Genomic DNA, 16,050 nt, shown 5'->3' with positions numbered 1-16,050 from the left:
GTGGAGCTTTGAACGTCACCGACGCAAATTCGGAACCGCGAAGCGATGCCTGTCTCGGTGTCGCCCGACGCCACCACGTATTCAAAGACACCGTCTTTCCCAGGTGTCGCTTCTCCGTCCGCCCCTTCTCGGGGACCCAGATCCTTGGCCGGCAGGAGAGGCGCGGACATCTGGCTCGGGGAGGGGCTTACCGCGGTTGCGCGGTGTGAGGTCGCAATCACCGAGGGTGTGGACATCGTGCATCCGCTCGCGACCAGAAGCGCCACGGCTGCTGCAGCGACCAAGAAACCACGCCTAGGAATAGTCGTGTCGTGTCTCATCGGATGACCCTGTCGATGAGCGATACAAAGGCATCGGAGGATGCCCTTGCGGCTTCCGTGATCGTCGAGGCCCGGCGCCCCCTCATGACAGCCACGCCTGCGAACCGGGTTAACGATCCTGATGCTGACTCGCTGTCTGATGACTGCACTGTGCCCCCACGCGCTCCGCAACTGATTTCGACACCCTATCGCCGAGGCTCGCCTTGGACGACCTAAGCTCCGAGCCGTGTTCCACGACTCCGCTGACTGACGGTCAGCGGGTGACACCGGTCTGGCCCTCGGGACAGCAGGGTGTCGACTTCAGCCAGCGAGAAAGGTGATGCCACTGCTGATTTGCTGAAAAGTACGACGAAACATTGGTCGTTGGAGACGGCTCATTGCCTCGCTGCTCCTTTTATCGGCTGGACGCCTAACAGAATGGCCCCCCGGTCCAGGTCGGACTATAGCCAGGCCCCACACGCCAGGTTGTCGCCTCTTCTCCCTGTGTTTGCTCGGCATCCTTTTGCCCTTTGGTAGTTAGTCGACCACCGGTGGAGTTGCTGATAGTCCCTTGAGCTTTGTGGTCCTAACGGGAGCTACCTATCTCTGGTTCCTGGCTGCACGAGCCCTCCATCGGCGGAAAAAGAGAAACCGATTCGAGTGGGTGTGTCTCGGCCCAACCAGGCGGTGGCTACGACGGGAAAACGAACCCGATCAACCCGAGCACCGTCACGTAGACGCCGGGTAGCACTACGACGCAGCTAATGACGGTCGCGGCGACCGGCAGCACGTCGGGTCGCGGCCGCCGTAGCGACAGGAAGCCGCACACCATCCCGGCGACCATCGCTGGCAGCGTCAACGTTTCGACGGCAGCAGCGGTGAGATGCACCCTCGTTTGCGCGTTGGTTGGGTGCACGTAACCGGGGTAGGGGCCGAACGGTGCCTCCTGGTAGCCGACATGCCCTTCGAACCAGCGTGCGAAGACTATGCCGGCTAACCATGCGGCAGGTAGTCCGATGGCGATGAGTGCGAGGATCCAGGACTGGGCGGCGGTGCGCTGCGTCGTCCGCTCTCTGTAGAGCTCGCCGGTGTCGTCCCATCCCGTTGTCACAATTCGACGCTACGGGGAGGTTGGACGGTGTCGCATCGGCCCAAAGAGGTCAATGGATCGGCCGGAGGGTGGATCTGGCGAAGGGGGCTGCTGTCGATTTAGACGTCTCCTTGACGTGCGCAGAACGGAACCCTCCCGAAACTTAAGCTGGTCATGCCGCGAAGCCAAGCACTGACTATTACCAGCGTGCGTCAGCGTGAAGCGGTCTCGTGCAGCTCGAGCGTCCGCGAGCCAAGTGGCTCCGCGAGGTGCACGGTCGCTGTGCCGGTGAGGCCGACGCCAGAGCACGCCGTTCCGAGTGGAAGGTCCTTGCGGGTGTCGTCCCACACGTCGATGAGCACCGAGTCGGGCGTCTCGAGGAGGAACACGTCGGTCTCGCGGTCGGGCGCACCGCAGTTGCCGTACCCCCACGTGATGAGGAGGTCGCGGGAGGCCGGGCGGAGCGTGCCGGTGCTCCAGCGCACGGGAATGAGGTCGGCTGGGATCCTGCCCTTCTTGTGCACGACAGTGATATCCCTGTTGGTGCGAGAGGTCCCGATCACCCCCGCGTCGGTGGCGGGGCGGGCGAGCACCTGCTTCGCCCCGGAGGGCAGGTGCGGCACGAGCCGCGCCTGGTACTCGGTGCACTGCGCGAATCCGAAGAAGATGCCGACCACCGCCACCAATACGACCAGGATCCGCGCCCACGACGGCCATCTCTCGCGCTTCGGGGGCGTCTTCCCAACACCCGTGTCCCCGTCCTGAATAGCGGAAGGGCGCTGCAGATTCGACATGGTCTCAGCTCCTCGGGTGGGTGAGATGACGGTACTGGATTCCTTCGGCACCCTCCAGCCACGAGACGATTCGGGTGCGCGAGAGGGAACGTCATTCGTGACTGGACCAAGGTGCTTTCGACTTGCCCTAGCCGGCAACCCGCCCACAGGGCCCGGCCGAGTTGTGGAGAGGGAGGCAGCCCGTTCGAGCCGGGCCAAGAGTGGGCTTAACCGCGACCATTCTGGTTTTGCAGATCGGCTCCCGTCAGCCCTTCGGGCTCGGCAACCCTCATCGATCGCGCGGTGAGTACGTCGGCTTTGCCCAGGGTTCTTCCGGCGGGGATGGAGTGATCACGCCATTCCGACGGCCACGGATGGTGGCAATCCTGCATAGCGGTAGGGTCCTGCCATGCGTGCCGTGCCTGGGGATCTGGATTCATCTGTCGTAGCTCGAATCGACGAGCGCCTTGCGGCAGTTGAGGAAGAGGCTGGGGTTCGTATCGGCTGGGCGATCGAAAGCGGTAGCCGAGCGTGGGGGTTCCCTTCGCCCGACAGCGACTACGACTGCCGTTTCATTTACATCCGACCGGCGGAGCAGTATCTGTCGCTGTGGCCGCAGCGAGATGTCATTGAGACACCCTTAGACAGCGTGCTCGATGTCAACGGTTGGGATCTTGCCAAAACCGTTCGGCTGATCGTGAAGGGCAACGCGGTGGCCATCGAGTGGTTGCGGTCTCCGATCGTGTACTCCGGCGACATCACCTTCCGAGACGATCTGCTCGCATTCGCGTCGGCCGTGGTCGATCGGGCCCACATTGGCCGCCATTACCTCCACGTCGCTCGTCAGCAGCAGATGGGCTCACCCACGCTGAAGCGATTTTTCTATGTTCTGCGAACGACGGCAGCATTGCGGTGGCTGTTCGACCACCCGGGCGCAGTCCTCCCCCCAATGGACCTGCCTACGCTTCTCGCCGAGAGCGAAGCGAGTGTCGACGTCCGTGCCGCGGCGGCCGCGTTGATCGCGGTGAAGGCTGTGACTCGGGAGATGGGGTCGGGGTCAGCCCCGCCGGTGCTGCAAGCTTTCGTCGATACCGAGTTGAAGCGGGCTGAGCACTTCGACTCGGACACCTTGATGAGGCCAGCCGCTGAAGTTCAGGCCCTGGCCGACACTTACTTCCGAGTAGCGATCGCCAAGTCTGGCGTTCGCTAGCTGAACCTCTTGCGGTCGGCCCGGCTTACGTAATGGGTGGCATACTCGCGCGCTAGTGCCCAACGGCTATGCCCGTCGTCGCCGCTCCAAGGGTCCAGTGTTCACGACAAGCGCGAGCAGTGGGTTCATCGTTCAAGCCTGCCGGAGCTAAAAACGCTGCACCAGGGCCCGCTCCCTGAACCCCTGGCGTGCTTCGCAGGAAGACGTTGCGTTGGCCGGGGAGCTCAACGAGGCGGCCTTGTTCTTTCGCCGCCGAGTCGGACCCTTTCAAATCGTTGCCCGGCTAATGCTGGTGTGAATGATTAGGTTCGTTGCATGACCGCACCGGAGCAACCTCGCCCGCTTATGAGCCGACTCCGGAAAGCAGTCTTTGGCCGACGAGCTGGCACGTTTTCTTCCACGACGCGAAACGTGGATTCAATCGCCACGTATGGCCACACCGACCCCGACGCTGTCGTTCTCGACGAACGCGATGCACCGGAGCCAGACTGGACCTAACCATGCGCGGTGGCCCACGCCACCCGCTCCCGGTTCAGTTCTTCGTCGGGCAGGCGCAATCCTTCGATGCGATCTGCGCGGCCTAGGTTGGGTCTATGAGTGGACACGGCGGCAACCAAGCGCCTCTCGATCAGCCCGGGGTCGGACGTTCGGTAGGCGCGACGCCGAGGTCTAGGGGATCGAGTGCTCATCCTCGGGCTGTGCTCCTGGATTTTCATAACACGATGGCAGTTGTTCGTTCCATGGAGACGTGGGTCGATGAGGCAGGATCCCTGCTGGCGAGACGTCCTGCGTCGAGGTCGACGGCAGCTGAGCGGCTCGGGAACGTGTGGGGTGACGCGAGAAAGCTCTTCCCGGCTCTGGATTGGGACCTCGATCCCGCGGCTCACAGGCACGCTTTTGTTTCAGCCCTGAGCCAGGACGGCGCAATCGCCCTCGATTTCGCCGGAGCGCTGTACGAGACCATGCCGAACCAGTGGAAGTTGAACCGAGGAGTGTCGGATTTCATCGTTCGCGCGTCGGCCGCGGGGGTGCGTTTGGCGATCGTCTCAAACATTGCCCTGGACATCCGCCCCGCTCTGGAGGGTTGGGGCATCGCCTCGGCCCTCGATGTAGTGGTCCTGTCCTACGAAGTCGGATACGTAAAACCGGATCCACGTATTTTTCAACTCGCGGCGGATTTGCTCGACACGGACCCGACCGATTGTTTGATGATCGGCGACTCAGCGTACGACGACGTGGGCGGTGCAGTCTTGGGAATGCAGTGCATCGTCACTCGGCCGGAGCAGATGTGGCGGGCGTTCGAGCTCGCTAGTCCACGGTGAGCGGCCCCGCTTCGTACTAGCGGCGCGAACAAAGTAGGCAGGCGTCCGTAGGCCGGACGCCCGGCACACTTCAGCTAGGAGACACCTGGAGCGCCCGACTTGAAACATCTGAGACCGGCGCGGGTGGTCCGAGGGTTCGTCGTGTCCAGTCGCGCAGGGCGGCGGTCGCGGTTTTCGAGATAACGGCCTGGGGCATCATGCTGGTGAATCCGTGGAAGGCGCCCGGCCAGACGTGCAGTTCGGCGTCGACTCCTGCGGCCCAGAGGGCACTGGCGTAGGCGACGGTTTCGTCGCGGAACACCTCGGTGCTGCCGCAGTCGATGTAGGTCCTTGGCAGACCAGAGAGGTTTTCGGCGCGGGCGGGTGCGGCGTAGATGGAGACGTCGTCGGTGGTGCGGCGGGCGCCGAGGTAGGCGTCCCAGCCGAAGCGAGTCATCTGCCGGTCAGCAACTCCGACCCCGTCGATCTGGATCGTGGACACCGTGTTGTCGCGGTCGTCGAGCATCGGTGAGACGAGGATCTGCGCCAACAAGTCCGGACCTTTCCGGTCACGTGCGAGGAGTGCTGTGCCGGTGGCGAGCCCGCCGCCCGCGCTTTGGCCGGCGATGACAATCCGATCGGGGTCGATGCCGAGCTCGTCGGCGTGGGCTGCGACCCAGACGAGACCGGCGTAGCAGTCCTCGACGGGGTAGGGGTCGGGGTATTCGGGGGCGAGGCGGTAGTCGATACTCAGAAGGACGACGTCGTGGTCGAGGAGCCAGTCGTCATAGGAGTCGAGGTTGCCGAGGTAGTGACCGAACATCATCCCGCCGCCATGGATCGAGTAGACGGCGGCCGTGGCGCCGGTGCGGCCGATTCGCTGGATGACGGCCAGCTCGATGGGGTCGCCCAAATGCCCGGGGACGGTGACGCTTCGGCGTTCGTAACCACGGTCGCGGAGCTTCTCGTCGAGCTCTTCTTCGGTCGTGTCGAGCTGGCGCATGCGGGGCAACATCTCGGTCGACAGGGTGAAGGGTCCTCGAGCTTCGAGAGCGGTGAGGAACGTCTGGAGCTCGAGGTCGAACGTGGGGCGAATGGTGGGGTCAGACATGAGTGGGCTCCGTGGTGGTGGTGGTGGACGGGCTGGTGGCGTGGCGGGCACGAACGATGCCGAGCGCGACGAGGGCTACGGCGATGGCGGTGATCGTCAGGCCGGCGATGGTGAGGGCGGTCTCGAACGAGTCGACTCGCGTCGGCGTCCAGGACCCGCTGGTGATGCTGCCTGCCACGAGGGCGACGAGGATGGTGCCGGTGGCGGTGATCCCGACGGCGGTCGCGATCTCGCTGGCGGTGTCGACGAGGGCGGCGCCGATCGAGGTGCGGTTCTCTGGCAGGCCCCGAAGGACGTTGTTGCCGGCGACGACACCGACGACTCGCATGCCGGCTGCGACGAGGACTAGCGCGAGGGCGACCCAGACGTAGCCGAATCGGGCGAGGGTCGCGAACACGGCAAGGCCGGCGACCACTGAGGCGGCGCTCATCCACGCGGCACGGCCAAGACCTGCCCGGGTGACGAAGGGGCCCACGAACCGTCCGCTTGCGAGGAGGACGACGACCTGGGGCAGGGTGCCGACGGCGGCGAGAGCCGGCGACCACCCCCACGCGAGCTGCAGCTGCAGAGTGACCAGATACGACAGGCCCGCCATGGCAAGACCCGCCGCGGCCTTGTAGGCCAGACCGCTGGAGACCAAGGGCGTGGCGATGAGGTGCAGGTCGAGGAGCGGAAAGCGGGCCGACCGCTCCCGGATCACGAAAGCGGCGATCGAGAGGGCAGTGACGGCAACTGACCCCCACGACAAACCCGTACCAGCGTGGGTGACGAAGAGCGTGGGTGTGACGAGGATCCCGAGGACGGTCACGCTGCCGAGGACGGCGCCGAGGACGTCGATCGGATCACGGTGCAGGTCGGCTTTCTGATCGGTGCTGACACCGACACGGATTCCGACGAACGCGAGGGCGGCGATGGGAGCGGTGGCCAGCAGGAGCACCTGCCAGGGGGCGACCGCGAGCACGAACCCGCCGACAGTCGGTGCGATGGCCAGACCGACGAGCCCGGCAGTGGAGATCACGGTCAATGCCCGGATCCGGAGATCCTCCCTTGTGAAGAGGCGGAAAGCCAGGGCCATCGTTCCGGGGGTCGTCATCGCCGCGGCGACTCCCATGAGGGCTCGGACGACGATGAGCTGTTCCATCGACGTGACGAACACGGTCAGGACGCTTGCGATGGCAAGGAGGGCGAGACCGGTGAGCATGACTCGGCGCCTGCCGAAGCGATCGGCCACGGCCCCGAACAGGAGCATGAGGCCACCGAATGCAACCGAGTACGCCCCCGATACCCACTGGAGTGCTGCGGTTGCCGCGCCGAGGTCGCGGCCGATTGTGGGCAGGGCGACGTTCAGGATCGAGTTGTCGAGCATCTCGAACAGGAAAACGGCCGACAGCCCGGCGAGGGCGATCCACGCGTCGCGGAGCCGCTCCGGTGGGGCGGTAACACGGGGAGAGGAACTTGTTTGCACGGACATAGGCGCACTCCTTCGAGGAAGAAGTGGCGACTCCCATGAGACGCGTGCGCATTTCCGCCGACCGAAGCCGAACGGGATTTTTCCCTCTGCTCGGAATGTAGCGCATGGGCGGCGTCACCGCCAGCTCCGCTGGTCCGGGGCCAAAAGTGAGCAAGGCAGGGAACGGCCGGTAGTGGTCGTCACCCGGCGGGCGTTAGGGCTGAAGGGAGGCGCCGTGCTTCGGGAGTCGGCGACTCGGATCCTTATGTGATGTGACCAGGCAGCGCCGCGGTCCGAAAGCGCGAGCGACTCGACCGGCCCTTGGCACGGCGATGGCCACTCTGCCAAGCTGAGCGAAAGTCACCGCCTACCCCGAAAGTCGGCTCATGCGCATCGCCGCGTTCATTCTCACCATCGTGTTGGCCACTGGGATCCTGATGGGGGGAGTGGTGCTTCTCGTACTTCACGGCAACTTCGAGAATCCAGCATGGATCTTCGCGGGGTCGCTAGCCATGATCCCGTTCGTCTATGGACCTCTCACCATCGGCTCGTTTCGCGCCTACTGGAACGTCGCCGGGTCGGAGGAATCTCGACGGTATTTCCGCCGCGTTGTGTCGATTGTCATCGGCCTCGAGGGCGTCGCCGCTGTGATCACTGTCGTGTGTGCTGTGGCGACCTCGAGCGGTCCGCTCATCCCGATCGTTTTCATCGGCACCGGTGCCATTTTGACGGCGGTGGCACTGCTGGTCGGGCCGGTCGCCTACCGCTACGACCGGGCTCACCCGAGGCCGCGGCAGGAATGGGTGGCGATTGAGCCGACCGAGATTCGGCGGAAGATCGTGACCATGGCGGTCACGTTCGTCGGAGTGCTTGCTCTTGGCCTCGTCGGCCTTGGCGTGCTGAGCGCGGAGGTCCCGCGCAGCTTGAGCCTGCTGCAGGTTCTGATCTTCGCGCTGTCTTTTGCCTGCATCGCCGGCGGCGGTGTCGCGCTCTTCTCCACCCTCCCGTGGAACCGACGGTTGCGCGATGTCACTGATCGGGATCCCGCTCGACTCCGACGCATCGCGAAAGTCGTCGTCCGTAAGAAGCCGGGGGAGTTGGATCCTCAGGACATGACCGCTGCGGCCCGATACGCAGCCGTGATCTCGATCACGATGTCGTTCCAGCTGGCCTACCTCGTCCTGCTCTACGCAGGAATCGTGTTGCAGCAGGTCAATACGTTGCAAGAAGGTATAGGCGACAGCTTCTCGATCATCCTCATCGTGATTCTCGTGGCGGTGCTGGTCGTCATCCTTCCGCTGCAGGTGGTCCGCATTCGGCGAGCCCGTCGATACGTCACAGAGCACGCAGCAGACCTGAACGAGTCTGCGGTCGTCTAACCGGGCGACCTCTCCAGCTTCGCCAGACAGGGATGCGCGCGACGGCGTCGTTGTGCGTCAGCTGTCTCCTCCTCAGTCGCAAAGGCCGAGGCGGGAACTGGCAAAGGCCGGTTCCCGCCCCGGGAGGAGCTAGTCGTGTGTCGGCCGCCTCGGAGGTGAGCGGGCCCAAGGCGTCGAGGTTGTCGGACGTGAGATGCGACGGCATGGCGTCGTCGAGCAGCCGGGGACGCCCGCAGGTTTTGCACGAGATGGTGTCAGGGGCGGAGCTGCCCGAGTGACGGTCACGCCGGTTGCGTCGTCGAGGACGGCGTCGACGAGTATCTGTTCCGCCTGGCGGATGACGTCGTCGATGTCATCCCGGGTGGGAGTGTCGAGAGCTGCGACCAGAAGCATGGTGGCCTCCTCGCTGGTGCGTAGTGAGAGGGTGGGGTGGGGGCCCTCCTGGAGGGGCCCCCACCCACGCCGTCAGCTGTTCAGGGAGTGCTGTTCCGAACCCTGACCAGAGCTGAGCTCGGAAGCCTGGCCGGTGGTGACCTCGATCTTGCGAGGCTTGGCCTTCTCGCTGACCGGGATCACCAGCGACAGAACGCCGTTGTCGTAGTGCGCCGTGATCTTGGTCGAGTCGATGCCCTCGCCGACCGAGAACTGGCGTAGGTACGAGCCATGCGGACGTTCCTGGCTGAGCCACTTCACGCCGTCGCGGGTGTCGGCCGTCCGGTTGGCGCGGATGGTCAGCAGCTGACCATCGACGTCGATATCGACCGACCCGGGGTCGATACCGGGCATGTCTGCGTTCAAGACGTACCGATCGCCATCGCGATACAGGTCGACGGGCATGAACTTGGGCCCCTGCCGGGTTCCGAGAAGACCGGCGGTGAGACGGTCGATCTCGGTGAAAGGATCAAAAGACATAGCCATGAAGAGTCCCCTTTCTTGGGTGCTGCGTGTGGAGTTGGTGGTGCCGAACCCTCCCGGATTCAGACACCAAAAATATAAAACCGTGGCCGGGGTCGTAGCTCAAAAAAGGCTCAAAAGTGCCTTCGCGCTCGCCGCAAACGGAGTCGTTTTCGCGACAGGTGGTGCCGCTATTGTGGGCGTCGTTTGCAACCCCAGCTACTCCGATCGGAGACATGATGGTCGACCAGGTCAACTCACCCGCGCAGCACCAGATCGAGGTGCCGTTGGGCACGCCCGTGCTCGCACAAGCGCTGCGGTACACGGCGATGTACGGGCCGAAGCCGTTCCCGGAGGCGCTCCTGGTGTACCTCGACAACGGCGCCTACAAGATCCTCTCGCTCGGCGAAGAGCACTTCGGCAGCTACGTCTCGGCGACCGACCTGTCGACCGAACCGCGGCACGTCGCCTTCCTGTCGTGGCCATCCGCCGACTGGGGCCGGAACGTCGCGTCGCACACCCTCACCTTCGAGAAAGACACGGGAGCCTTCGTGCAGTCGCTGGTCTTGCCGGGCGACCCAGTGCCCAGGGCGCAGCACGGTTATGCAGCGGTGGTAGACACCCCGCCGGCCGAGCTGATGGATGCGTCGTGGGAGGAGCTCCGGGCAGCCTGCGCACCGGTGTTCGACGCCCTCAGGGAGCGTGCCGACCGCACTACCGGAAGCGACTAGTCGACGGGCGCGCCATCCCACGACACGGCTCGCCAGCCCTCGGCGGGGGAGCCGTGCAGCTCGACGATGCCGGTGTTCTGCACGCCGTGGGTGCGACTGAACTCGGCATCGAGGTTCGTGGCCGTCGAGGAGGCCCAGACGCAGATCGCGGCCTCGTGCGAGACCACGACGGCGACCTCTTTCGATGCGTTCGCAACCGCGTCGATGGCAGCACTGAAGCGGGCCATGAACTCGGTGCCGCTCTCGCCCCCGGGAATGCGGGCGTCGGGGTCGTGCCACCAGCGCTGCATCGTGCCCGCGTAGCCGGAGAGGGCCTCGGCGTAGGGGAGCCCCTCGAGGTCGCCAGCATCGATCTCGTGGAATCCGTCGATCTCGTGGTGTGCCAGACCCCGGGCGGCGGCCACCGCTGCGGCTGTCTGCGACGCCCGCAGCGCCCGCGACGAATGCACGACCGCGACCTCGTCGGCGGCGAGACGATCGGCGAGGGCGCGAGCCTGCTCGAGGCCGGTCGGCGAGAGGGCCGGCCCGGGCAGGTGCGAGCCGATGGTGCGAGCGACGTTGTCAGCGGTCTCGCCGTGGCGGATGAGGAGGAGTCGCATCGGATCCTTCGGGTCGGGGTGGCTTTCATCGTGGCATGCGGTGGCTGGGGCCGGTCTGTGCCCGTCCACGGTGGGCGACACCCCGGGAGGGAGGGCCATACTTCGAGATATGAGCGCCAGCGAAGACAGCCCACGACAAGGATCCGACGGACCCGACGCAGCACACCGCCGACCGGCCGGTCTCGACGACGCGACGGTGGCGGCCCTCGGCAAGATGTCTGAGGCCCTCGAGGTCGTGGAGCACGCCCGCGGCTACCTCTACGGATTCCATCGACTCACCGGCAAGGCCGACCTCGCGCTGGGGGAGGCCGTGGAGATGCTCCGCCAGGCCGGCCAGGAGTCGATTGCCGACGAGATCGAGAACGAGCTCGTCGGGCGCAACGTGATCCACGGCCGATGGACGTTCCAGGTCGTCGAGGATTACGACGACAACTACTACGCCGCGTTCAAGGCCGCCGAGTCGAAGGCCCGTGACGAATTGGCCGGCGGCAAGCGCCACCTCTTCGAAGCGGAGATGAAAGAGGATCGCCGCAGCCACGGCCGAGCGCACCACGAAGCGAAGCCGTGAGCGGCGAGTCACACGGCGCCCTGCGATCGCACTTCGAGGCGACGCACCTGCACGCAACCGACCCGTGGTCGGTCGAGACGAGCTGGTACGAGATTCGCAAGCGTGCCGTGCTGCTCGCCGCCCTGCCCCGGGAGCGATACGGCGCGGTGCTCGAGATCGGCTGCTCCACCGGGGTGCTGACCGAGGAGCTCGCGGGCCGGAGCGATCGGATCCTCGCCGTCGACCTGGCCGAGAGTGCCGTGCAGACGGCTCGCGAGCGACTCGCCGGTCTGGCTCACGTGCGGGTCGCGCAGGGCGATGTGTCGGACGGGCTGCCGGCCGGTCAGTGGGATCTCGTCGTGGTGTCGGAGGTCGCCTACTACCTCGACGGCGACGTCTGGCGTCACCTTGTTGGCACGATCGCGTCGCAGCTCACCGAGGGCGGCACGGTGGTGGCGTGCCATTGGCGGCACCCGGCGTCCGATTTTCGGCAATCCGGTGACGCCGTCCATCAGGCGCTCACGCAGCACCCCGAGTTCACGACGGTCGTGCACCACGAGGAGCCCGATTTCGTCCTCGACGTCGTGACTCTCACCAGAAAGGCGACGACATGAAACGAGTTGCTCTCTCCGAAGCACCCGTGGGTCGCATCACCCAGGCGGTCCTGGATGCGAACCCCAAGACCGTGCACGACGCGCTCGACCTCGGCGTCGCCCTGAATCCGCTCCGCCCCTTCGTCGGTCAGGGCGCGACACTCGATGTGTGGGAGGCGCTGGCGACTCTCGCCTCGCATGATCTCGCTCTCGCGCGCGCGATCGAGCCGCACATCGACGCTCAAACCATCCTCGATCAGGAGGCGTCGAGCCATGTGCGCGGCGGCACCTGGGGAGTGTTCGCGTCGGAGGGTTCCGGTCATCGCGTCGAAGCTCGCGAAAGCGACACCGGCTGGCGTCTCACCGGCGTGAAGCAGTGGTGTTCGCTCGGGGGATCGCTCTCGGACGCCCTCGTGACGGCCTGGGTGAGCGAGAGCGAGCGGCGACTGTTCCGCGTCAAGCTGTCGGAGCACGGTGTGCGGGTGTCGTCGGCCGAATGGCACTCTCGGGGGCTCGAAGAGATTCCGAGCAACGCTGTCGAATTCGACGAGAGCCCGGCAACACCCGTGGGCGCGACCGGCTGGTACCTCGATCGCCCCGGGTTCGCCTGGGGCGGCATCAGCGTCGCCGCGTGCTGGCTGGGCGGCGCGACCGGACTCGGTCGCTCTCTGCTCGAGGCGACTCGGCGACCGGGTGGTCGAGGCGACGACATCACGCTCATGCATCTCGGCGTGGTCGACGCCCGCCTGGCCGAATCCCGTCGGGCCTTCGCGGCAGCGGCCGCCGTGCTCGATTCCGGCGACGAGGCGGTCGTGCTCGGCAAGCGCCTCCGCTCCACTGTCGCCCGAGCCGCGGAGGGCGCGATGTTCCACGTCGGGCACGCCCTCGGGCCGGAGCCTCTCGTGCGTGACGCATCGCACGCGAAGCGGGTCGCTGACCTCACCGTCTACATTCGCCAGCACCACGGAGAGCGCGACGACGCCTCCCTCGGTCGAAGCGTGCGCGACTCTGACATCGAGTGGTGATCTTCGACTCCGCCGACCCCGGCACGGCGGCACGGGAATGGGACGAGGATCCGAGGTGGCAGCGCCTGCCCCGACTCCGCCTCGACGGAATCGATCACGTGATCGTCTTCGCCGCCCACCCGGATGACGAGACCCTCGGTGCCGGTGGGCTCCTGGCCTTCGCCCGATCGTACGGAATCCCGGTGACCTTCGTCGTCGTCACCGACGGCTCCGGCGCCGGTGTCGTCGCTCCGGGCGAGACGCTCGCCGCGGTTCGCACCGCGGAAGCGGAGGCGGCAGCCCGTGACCTCGGCATCGACGACGTCCGGTTTCTCGGAGTGACCGACGGTGCCATTCGCGAGAACCGTGACCTTGTCGCCCTGGCGACCGGTGGGATCCTGCGCGAATTTCCGGGCGCCCTCGTGGTCGCACCCTGGCAGGGCGACGGGCACCGCGACCACCGTGTTCTGGGCGAGATCACCCTCGAGGTGTGTCGGCGCGAGCAACGGCAGCTGTGGGCGTACCCGATCTGGCTGTGGCACTGGGGCAATCCCGAACACGCGAATACCCCGTGGTCGACGATGGCCACGCTGCCGCTGACCGGCGACGACGTAGCCGCCAAAGCTCGTGCCCTAGGCGAATATCGCTCGCAGGTACACGGCTCTGCCCCCGTTCTTCACGAGAGGTTCCTCGGGCACTTTCAGCGCCCGGAGGAGGTCTTCGTCGTGGAGAACGAGGGCAGAGTAGCGGTCGGCTAGACCGTTCAGGCCTTGACGTCGCCTCGCCAGGCGCCGTCCGGCTTGCCCTGCGACTCGATGTACTCCTTGAAGTTCTTCAGGTCTTTCTTGATCGCGTGGTTGTCGGCGCCGAGCGTCGAGCCGACCTTCTCGAGGAAGCCGGTGGGCTCCCAGTCGATCTGCACGGTCAGGCGGGTCTCGGAGTCGCTGAGCTTGTGGAACGTGATGACGCCGGCGTGGTCGACCTCGCCGCCGGTGGAGTTCCAGGCGACGCGCTCGTCGGGGTGCTGCTCGGTGATCTCGGCCTCGAACTGCTTCTCGACGGGACCGACCTTGACGTTCCAGACGGTCAGGGTCTCGGTGACCTGGTCGATCGACTCGACCTCGTCGAGGAACTTCGGAAATTCTTCGAACTGGGTCCACTGGTTGTAGGCGACGGACACGGGAACGTTGACGTCGATGGTTTCGATTGCTTGTGCCATGGAGATCTCCTGGTTTGTGATCGGTGTGACGTGGACGGTAGCTCGATGGCGGAACCGAGGCTCGGTCACGCGGCTATTCGAGGCCACTTGACAGGTCGGGACCTGGTCAGAACGACGGAGCCACGCAAGCCGGCACGAGGCTCTCGGCAAGGTATCGGGCGTAGCCACCCGGGGTGCGACCCACCTGTCGGCCGGAGGTCATCACGTCGCAATCATCCGATGCGGCGAGCGTGACGCCCTGCGCTCGCAGCCTCGTGACCAGGTCGTTGTCTTCGTGCTCGTCGTGGTGGAGAAAGCCACCGGCCTCGAGATACGCCGATGCACGAACCCCGAGGTTGGCCCCGTGAACGTGCCCGTTGGGCTTCCCGGGAACGCGCTTCGCTTTCCACGCGGCGATCTGGGCCTCGGTGAGATCGGCGAAGTCGGGCGTGACCGTGCCGAGCATCACGTCGACTCCGGCGTCGGCGAGCCGGAGTTGCTCGACAAACCAGTTCCGCGGAACGACCGAGTCGGCGTCGGTATTGCCGATCCAGACACCGAGCCCGAGAGGGCCGACATCAGCATGGCCACGGAGGGCAGCCAGACAGTGGTCGATGCCCTCCGCCCGGGCCGCACCCACCGTGCCGCCCGTGCTCGAAAGGACTTCGATGCCGGAGAACGACGTAGCGATCGCCACTGTATCGTCGCTGCAGCTGTCGGCCACCACGACGATTCGCAGAGCGATGTCGGGGCGGGCGGCGTGCAGAGCTCTCGCAGCCGCGTTGAGACCCTCGAGGCAGGCGCCGATGAGGCCCTCCTCATTGTGAGCCGGCACCACAGCACACATAGCCGTTATCGACGACACTCGTCACTCCCCACCCGTCTTGCGACGCGGTCAATCCCTGCTGCACCGGACGTGCACGAACTTGGAACTGTAGGCGCTCGCGGCGCTTCGCGCGGGCCTCCTCTGCCACGGTCGCCCGCGCGTGGCGGGCCCGTGGCCGAGCATGAGGCTCAGCCGTCGAGTGCATCCAGGTCGTGGAGGGCCTGCTCGGCCTGGACCAGACGGTCGGCCACTGGCCGCTCCCACCAGTAGTCGCCCCGCTCGCCGAGACCGTGCTTGGCGAGACCCACCCGCTTCCGTGCGGCCGTCACCGCCGACTCGTCGCCAGCGCGCTTCGCCGAACCCACTCCAGAGCGACCGCGGCCGAGGTGCGACCTCAAGGCGGACGCGACGTCGTCGGGCAGGCTCGGGTCGGTTCGCCGCCACCGTCGGCCGTTGATGACGAACCAGCGCTCGTCGTCGGCGTCGGAGTGAGCCGCGGCCTGCTCGCCCGGTTTGGACTCGGTCATGGCGGGCACGGTACACGGGCCAGCCCCGGTGGGGTCGCGACGGTGGGGTCGCGACGGTGGGGAAAGTCGTTGACAACGAGTCTTCTCAAGCCATACGGTCTTTCCGACAGACGATCGTCTGACGGAAGAGGAGCTGTTCGCATGTACAGCTTGGACGACCCGTGTGGCATCCCGCACTCCGTGACCTACTGGGTTCCCTTCTGGGATGAGCCGGTCATCGCTGAATGCACCTGTGGCCTGTCGCACGACCATTTCGAAAGCATTCCCCTCCTCGGCGCTGACACCGCAGCTGGTTTCTGGCGGAGCGTTCGTGCCTGGTTCAGAAAGGAACCCCGCCAATGACCACCTTTACCCTTCGCTCCTCGGGCGCGCGGCCCGCACAGGGTTCAGCGCGTCGCCTCCGGAGAAGTGCCGTCGTAGCGACAATCGGTCTGGTCGCCGCCAGCGTGTTGGTGGCGGCAGGGCCGAGCAGGGCATCGGCAGGGCAGGTAGGCCAGGCGCCGGCGGCTTCCGCGTCG

Annotated in this window: 17 protein-coding genes; 8 read left to right on the top strand and 9 right to left on the bottom strand. The window is 65.9% G+C overall.

The window, feature by feature from the left end; genetic code table 11:
* Window positions 1-990 precede the first annotated feature (990 nt).
* Both VH571_RS09700 and VH571_RS09695 read right to left on the bottom strand, forming a co-directional pair.
* Window positions 991-1,410, bottom strand: coding sequence for a hypothetical protein (locus tag VH571_RS09700; protein ID WP_423264388.1), 420 nt, complete (start codon window positions 1,408-1,410; stop codon window positions 991-993).
* A 191-nt stretch (window positions 1,411-1,601) separates the two neighbouring features.
* A complete protein-coding gene (locus VH571_RS09695) occupies window positions 1,602-2,183 on the bottom strand; it encodes a hypothetical protein (RefSeq protein ID WP_423264387.1) in 582 nt (193 codons plus the stop codon).
* Window positions 2,184-2,571: 388 nt separating this feature from the next.
* Here VH571_RS09695 and VH571_RS09690 point away from each other — a divergent pair, with 388 nt between their 5' ends.
* On the top strand, window positions 2,572-3,372 hold the full coding sequence (locus VH571_RS09690; RefSeq protein ID WP_423264386.1) for a nucleotidyltransferase domain-containing protein: 801 nt from the start codon (window positions 2,572-2,574) through the stop codon (window positions 3,370-3,372).
* Window positions 3,373-3,965: 593 nt separating this feature from the next.
* Window positions 3,966-4,694 carry an HAD family hydrolase gene (locus VH571_RS09685; protein ID WP_423264385.1) on the top strand — a complete coding sequence of 243 codons (729 nt, stop codon included), beginning with the start codon at window positions 3,966-3,968 and terminating at the stop codon, window positions 4,692-4,694.
* Between the two features lie 70 nt (window positions 4,695-4,764).
* Here VH571_RS09685 and VH571_RS09680 read toward each other — a convergent pair whose 3' ends face one another.
* Together VH571_RS09680 and VH571_RS09675 are read right to left on the bottom strand one after the other, a co-directional pair.
* Complete coding sequence (locus VH571_RS09680; protein ID WP_423264384.1) at window positions 4,765-5,784, bottom strand: alpha/beta hydrolase; 1,020 nt, start codon at window positions 5,782-5,784, stop codon at window positions 4,765-4,767.
* Window positions 5,777-7,255, bottom strand: coding sequence for an MFS transporter (locus tag VH571_RS09675; protein WP_423264383.1), 1,479 nt, complete (start codon window positions 7,253-7,255; stop codon window positions 5,777-5,779). The genes VH571_RS09680 and VH571_RS09675 overlap by 8 nt, the downstream gene beginning before the upstream one ends.
* A 365-nt stretch (window positions 7,256-7,620) precedes the next feature.
* On the opposite strand from VH571_RS09675, the gene VH571_RS09670 reads away from it, so the two are divergent.
* Window positions 7,621-8,613 (top strand): hypothetical protein, encoded by a 993-nt coding sequence (locus tag VH571_RS09670; RefSeq protein ID WP_423264382.1) that lies wholly within the window; start codon window positions 7,621-7,623, stop codon window positions 8,611-8,613.
* 465 nt (window positions 8,614-9,078) lie between these two features.
* On the opposite strand, the gene VH571_RS09665 is transcribed toward VH571_RS09670, so the two are convergent.
* Window positions 9,079-9,531 carry an Hsp20/alpha crystallin family protein gene (locus VH571_RS09665; protein ID WP_055963672.1) on the bottom strand — a complete coding sequence of 151 codons (453 nt, stop codon included), beginning with the start codon at window positions 9,529-9,531 and terminating at the stop codon, window positions 9,079-9,081.
* Window positions 9,532-9,743: 212 nt separating this feature from the next.
* On the opposite strand from VH571_RS09665, the gene VH571_RS09660 reads away from it, so the two are divergent.
* Complete coding sequence (locus VH571_RS09660; RefSeq protein WP_423264381.1) at window positions 9,744-10,238, top strand: hypothetical protein; 495 nt, start codon at window positions 9,744-9,746, stop codon at window positions 10,236-10,238.
* On the opposite strand, the gene VH571_RS09655 is transcribed toward VH571_RS09660, so the two are convergent.
* Window positions 10,235-10,837 carry a histidine phosphatase family protein gene (locus VH571_RS09655; RefSeq protein WP_423264380.1) on the bottom strand — a complete coding sequence of 201 codons (603 nt, stop codon included), beginning with the start codon at window positions 10,835-10,837 and terminating at the stop codon, window positions 10,235-10,237. The genes VH571_RS09660 and VH571_RS09655 overlap by 4 nt on opposite strands.
* Window positions 10,838-10,946: 109 nt before the next feature.
* Between VH571_RS09655 and VH571_RS09650 the strand changes: the two genes are divergently transcribed.
* From VH571_RS09650 to VH571_RS09635, 4 genes are read left to right on the top strand one after another with little or no spacing between them, the layout of a single operon-like run.
* Complete coding sequence (locus VH571_RS09650) at window positions 10,947-11,405, top strand: hypothetical protein (protein ID WP_123943222.1); 459 nt, start codon at window positions 10,947-10,949, stop codon at window positions 11,403-11,405.
* Window positions 11,402-11,998 (top strand): class I SAM-dependent DNA methyltransferase, encoded by a 597-nt coding sequence (locus VH571_RS09645; RefSeq protein WP_423264379.1) that lies wholly within the window; start codon window positions 11,402-11,404, stop codon window positions 11,996-11,998. Before VH571_RS09650 ends, VH571_RS09645 begins: the two co-directional genes overlap by 4 nt.
* Window positions 11,995-13,002, top strand: coding sequence for an acyl-CoA dehydrogenase (locus tag VH571_RS09640; protein WP_423264378.1), 1,008 nt, complete (start codon window positions 11,995-11,997; stop codon window positions 13,000-13,002). Before VH571_RS09645 ends, VH571_RS09640 begins: the two co-directional genes overlap by 4 nt.
* Window positions 12,999-13,739, top strand: a complete 741-nt coding sequence (locus VH571_RS09635; RefSeq protein ID WP_423264377.1) for a PIG-L deacetylase family protein — start codon at window positions 12,999-13,001, stop codon at window positions 13,737-13,739. The genes VH571_RS09640 and VH571_RS09635 overlap by 4 nt, the downstream gene beginning before the upstream one ends.
* A gap of 5 nt (window positions 13,740-13,744) precedes the next feature.
* On the opposite strand, the gene VH571_RS09630 is transcribed toward VH571_RS09635, so the two are convergent.
* The 3 genes from VH571_RS09630 to VH571_RS09620 all read right to left on the bottom strand — a co-directional run bounded on the left by VH571_RS09630 (window position 13,745) and on the right by VH571_RS09620 (window position 15,532).
* On the bottom strand, window positions 13,745-14,200 hold the full coding sequence (locus VH571_RS09630) for an SRPBCC family protein (protein ID WP_055964096.1): 456 nt from the start codon (window positions 14,198-14,200) through the stop codon (window positions 13,745-13,747).
* A 106-nt stretch (window positions 14,201-14,306) separates the two neighbouring features.
* On the bottom strand, window positions 14,307-15,014 hold the full coding sequence (locus VH571_RS09625) for a glycosyltransferase (protein WP_423264375.1): 708 nt from the start codon (window positions 15,012-15,014) through the stop codon (window positions 14,307-14,309).
* Between the two features lie 179 nt (window positions 15,015-15,193).
* On the bottom strand, window positions 15,194-15,532 hold the full coding sequence (locus VH571_RS09620; protein WP_423264373.1) for a biopolymer transporter Tol: 339 nt from the start codon (window positions 15,530-15,532) through the stop codon (window positions 15,194-15,196).
* Between the last annotated feature and the right edge of the window lie 518 nt (window positions 15,533-16,050).

Source organism: Frondihabitans sp. 4ASC-45, assembly GCF_049472575.1.
Lineage (GTDB): Bacteria > Actinomycetota > Actinomycetes > Actinomycetales > Microbacteriaceae > Frondihabitans.
Note: the sequence above shows the minus strand (reverse complement) of the source record. Positions and strands in the feature narration are given on the sequence as shown.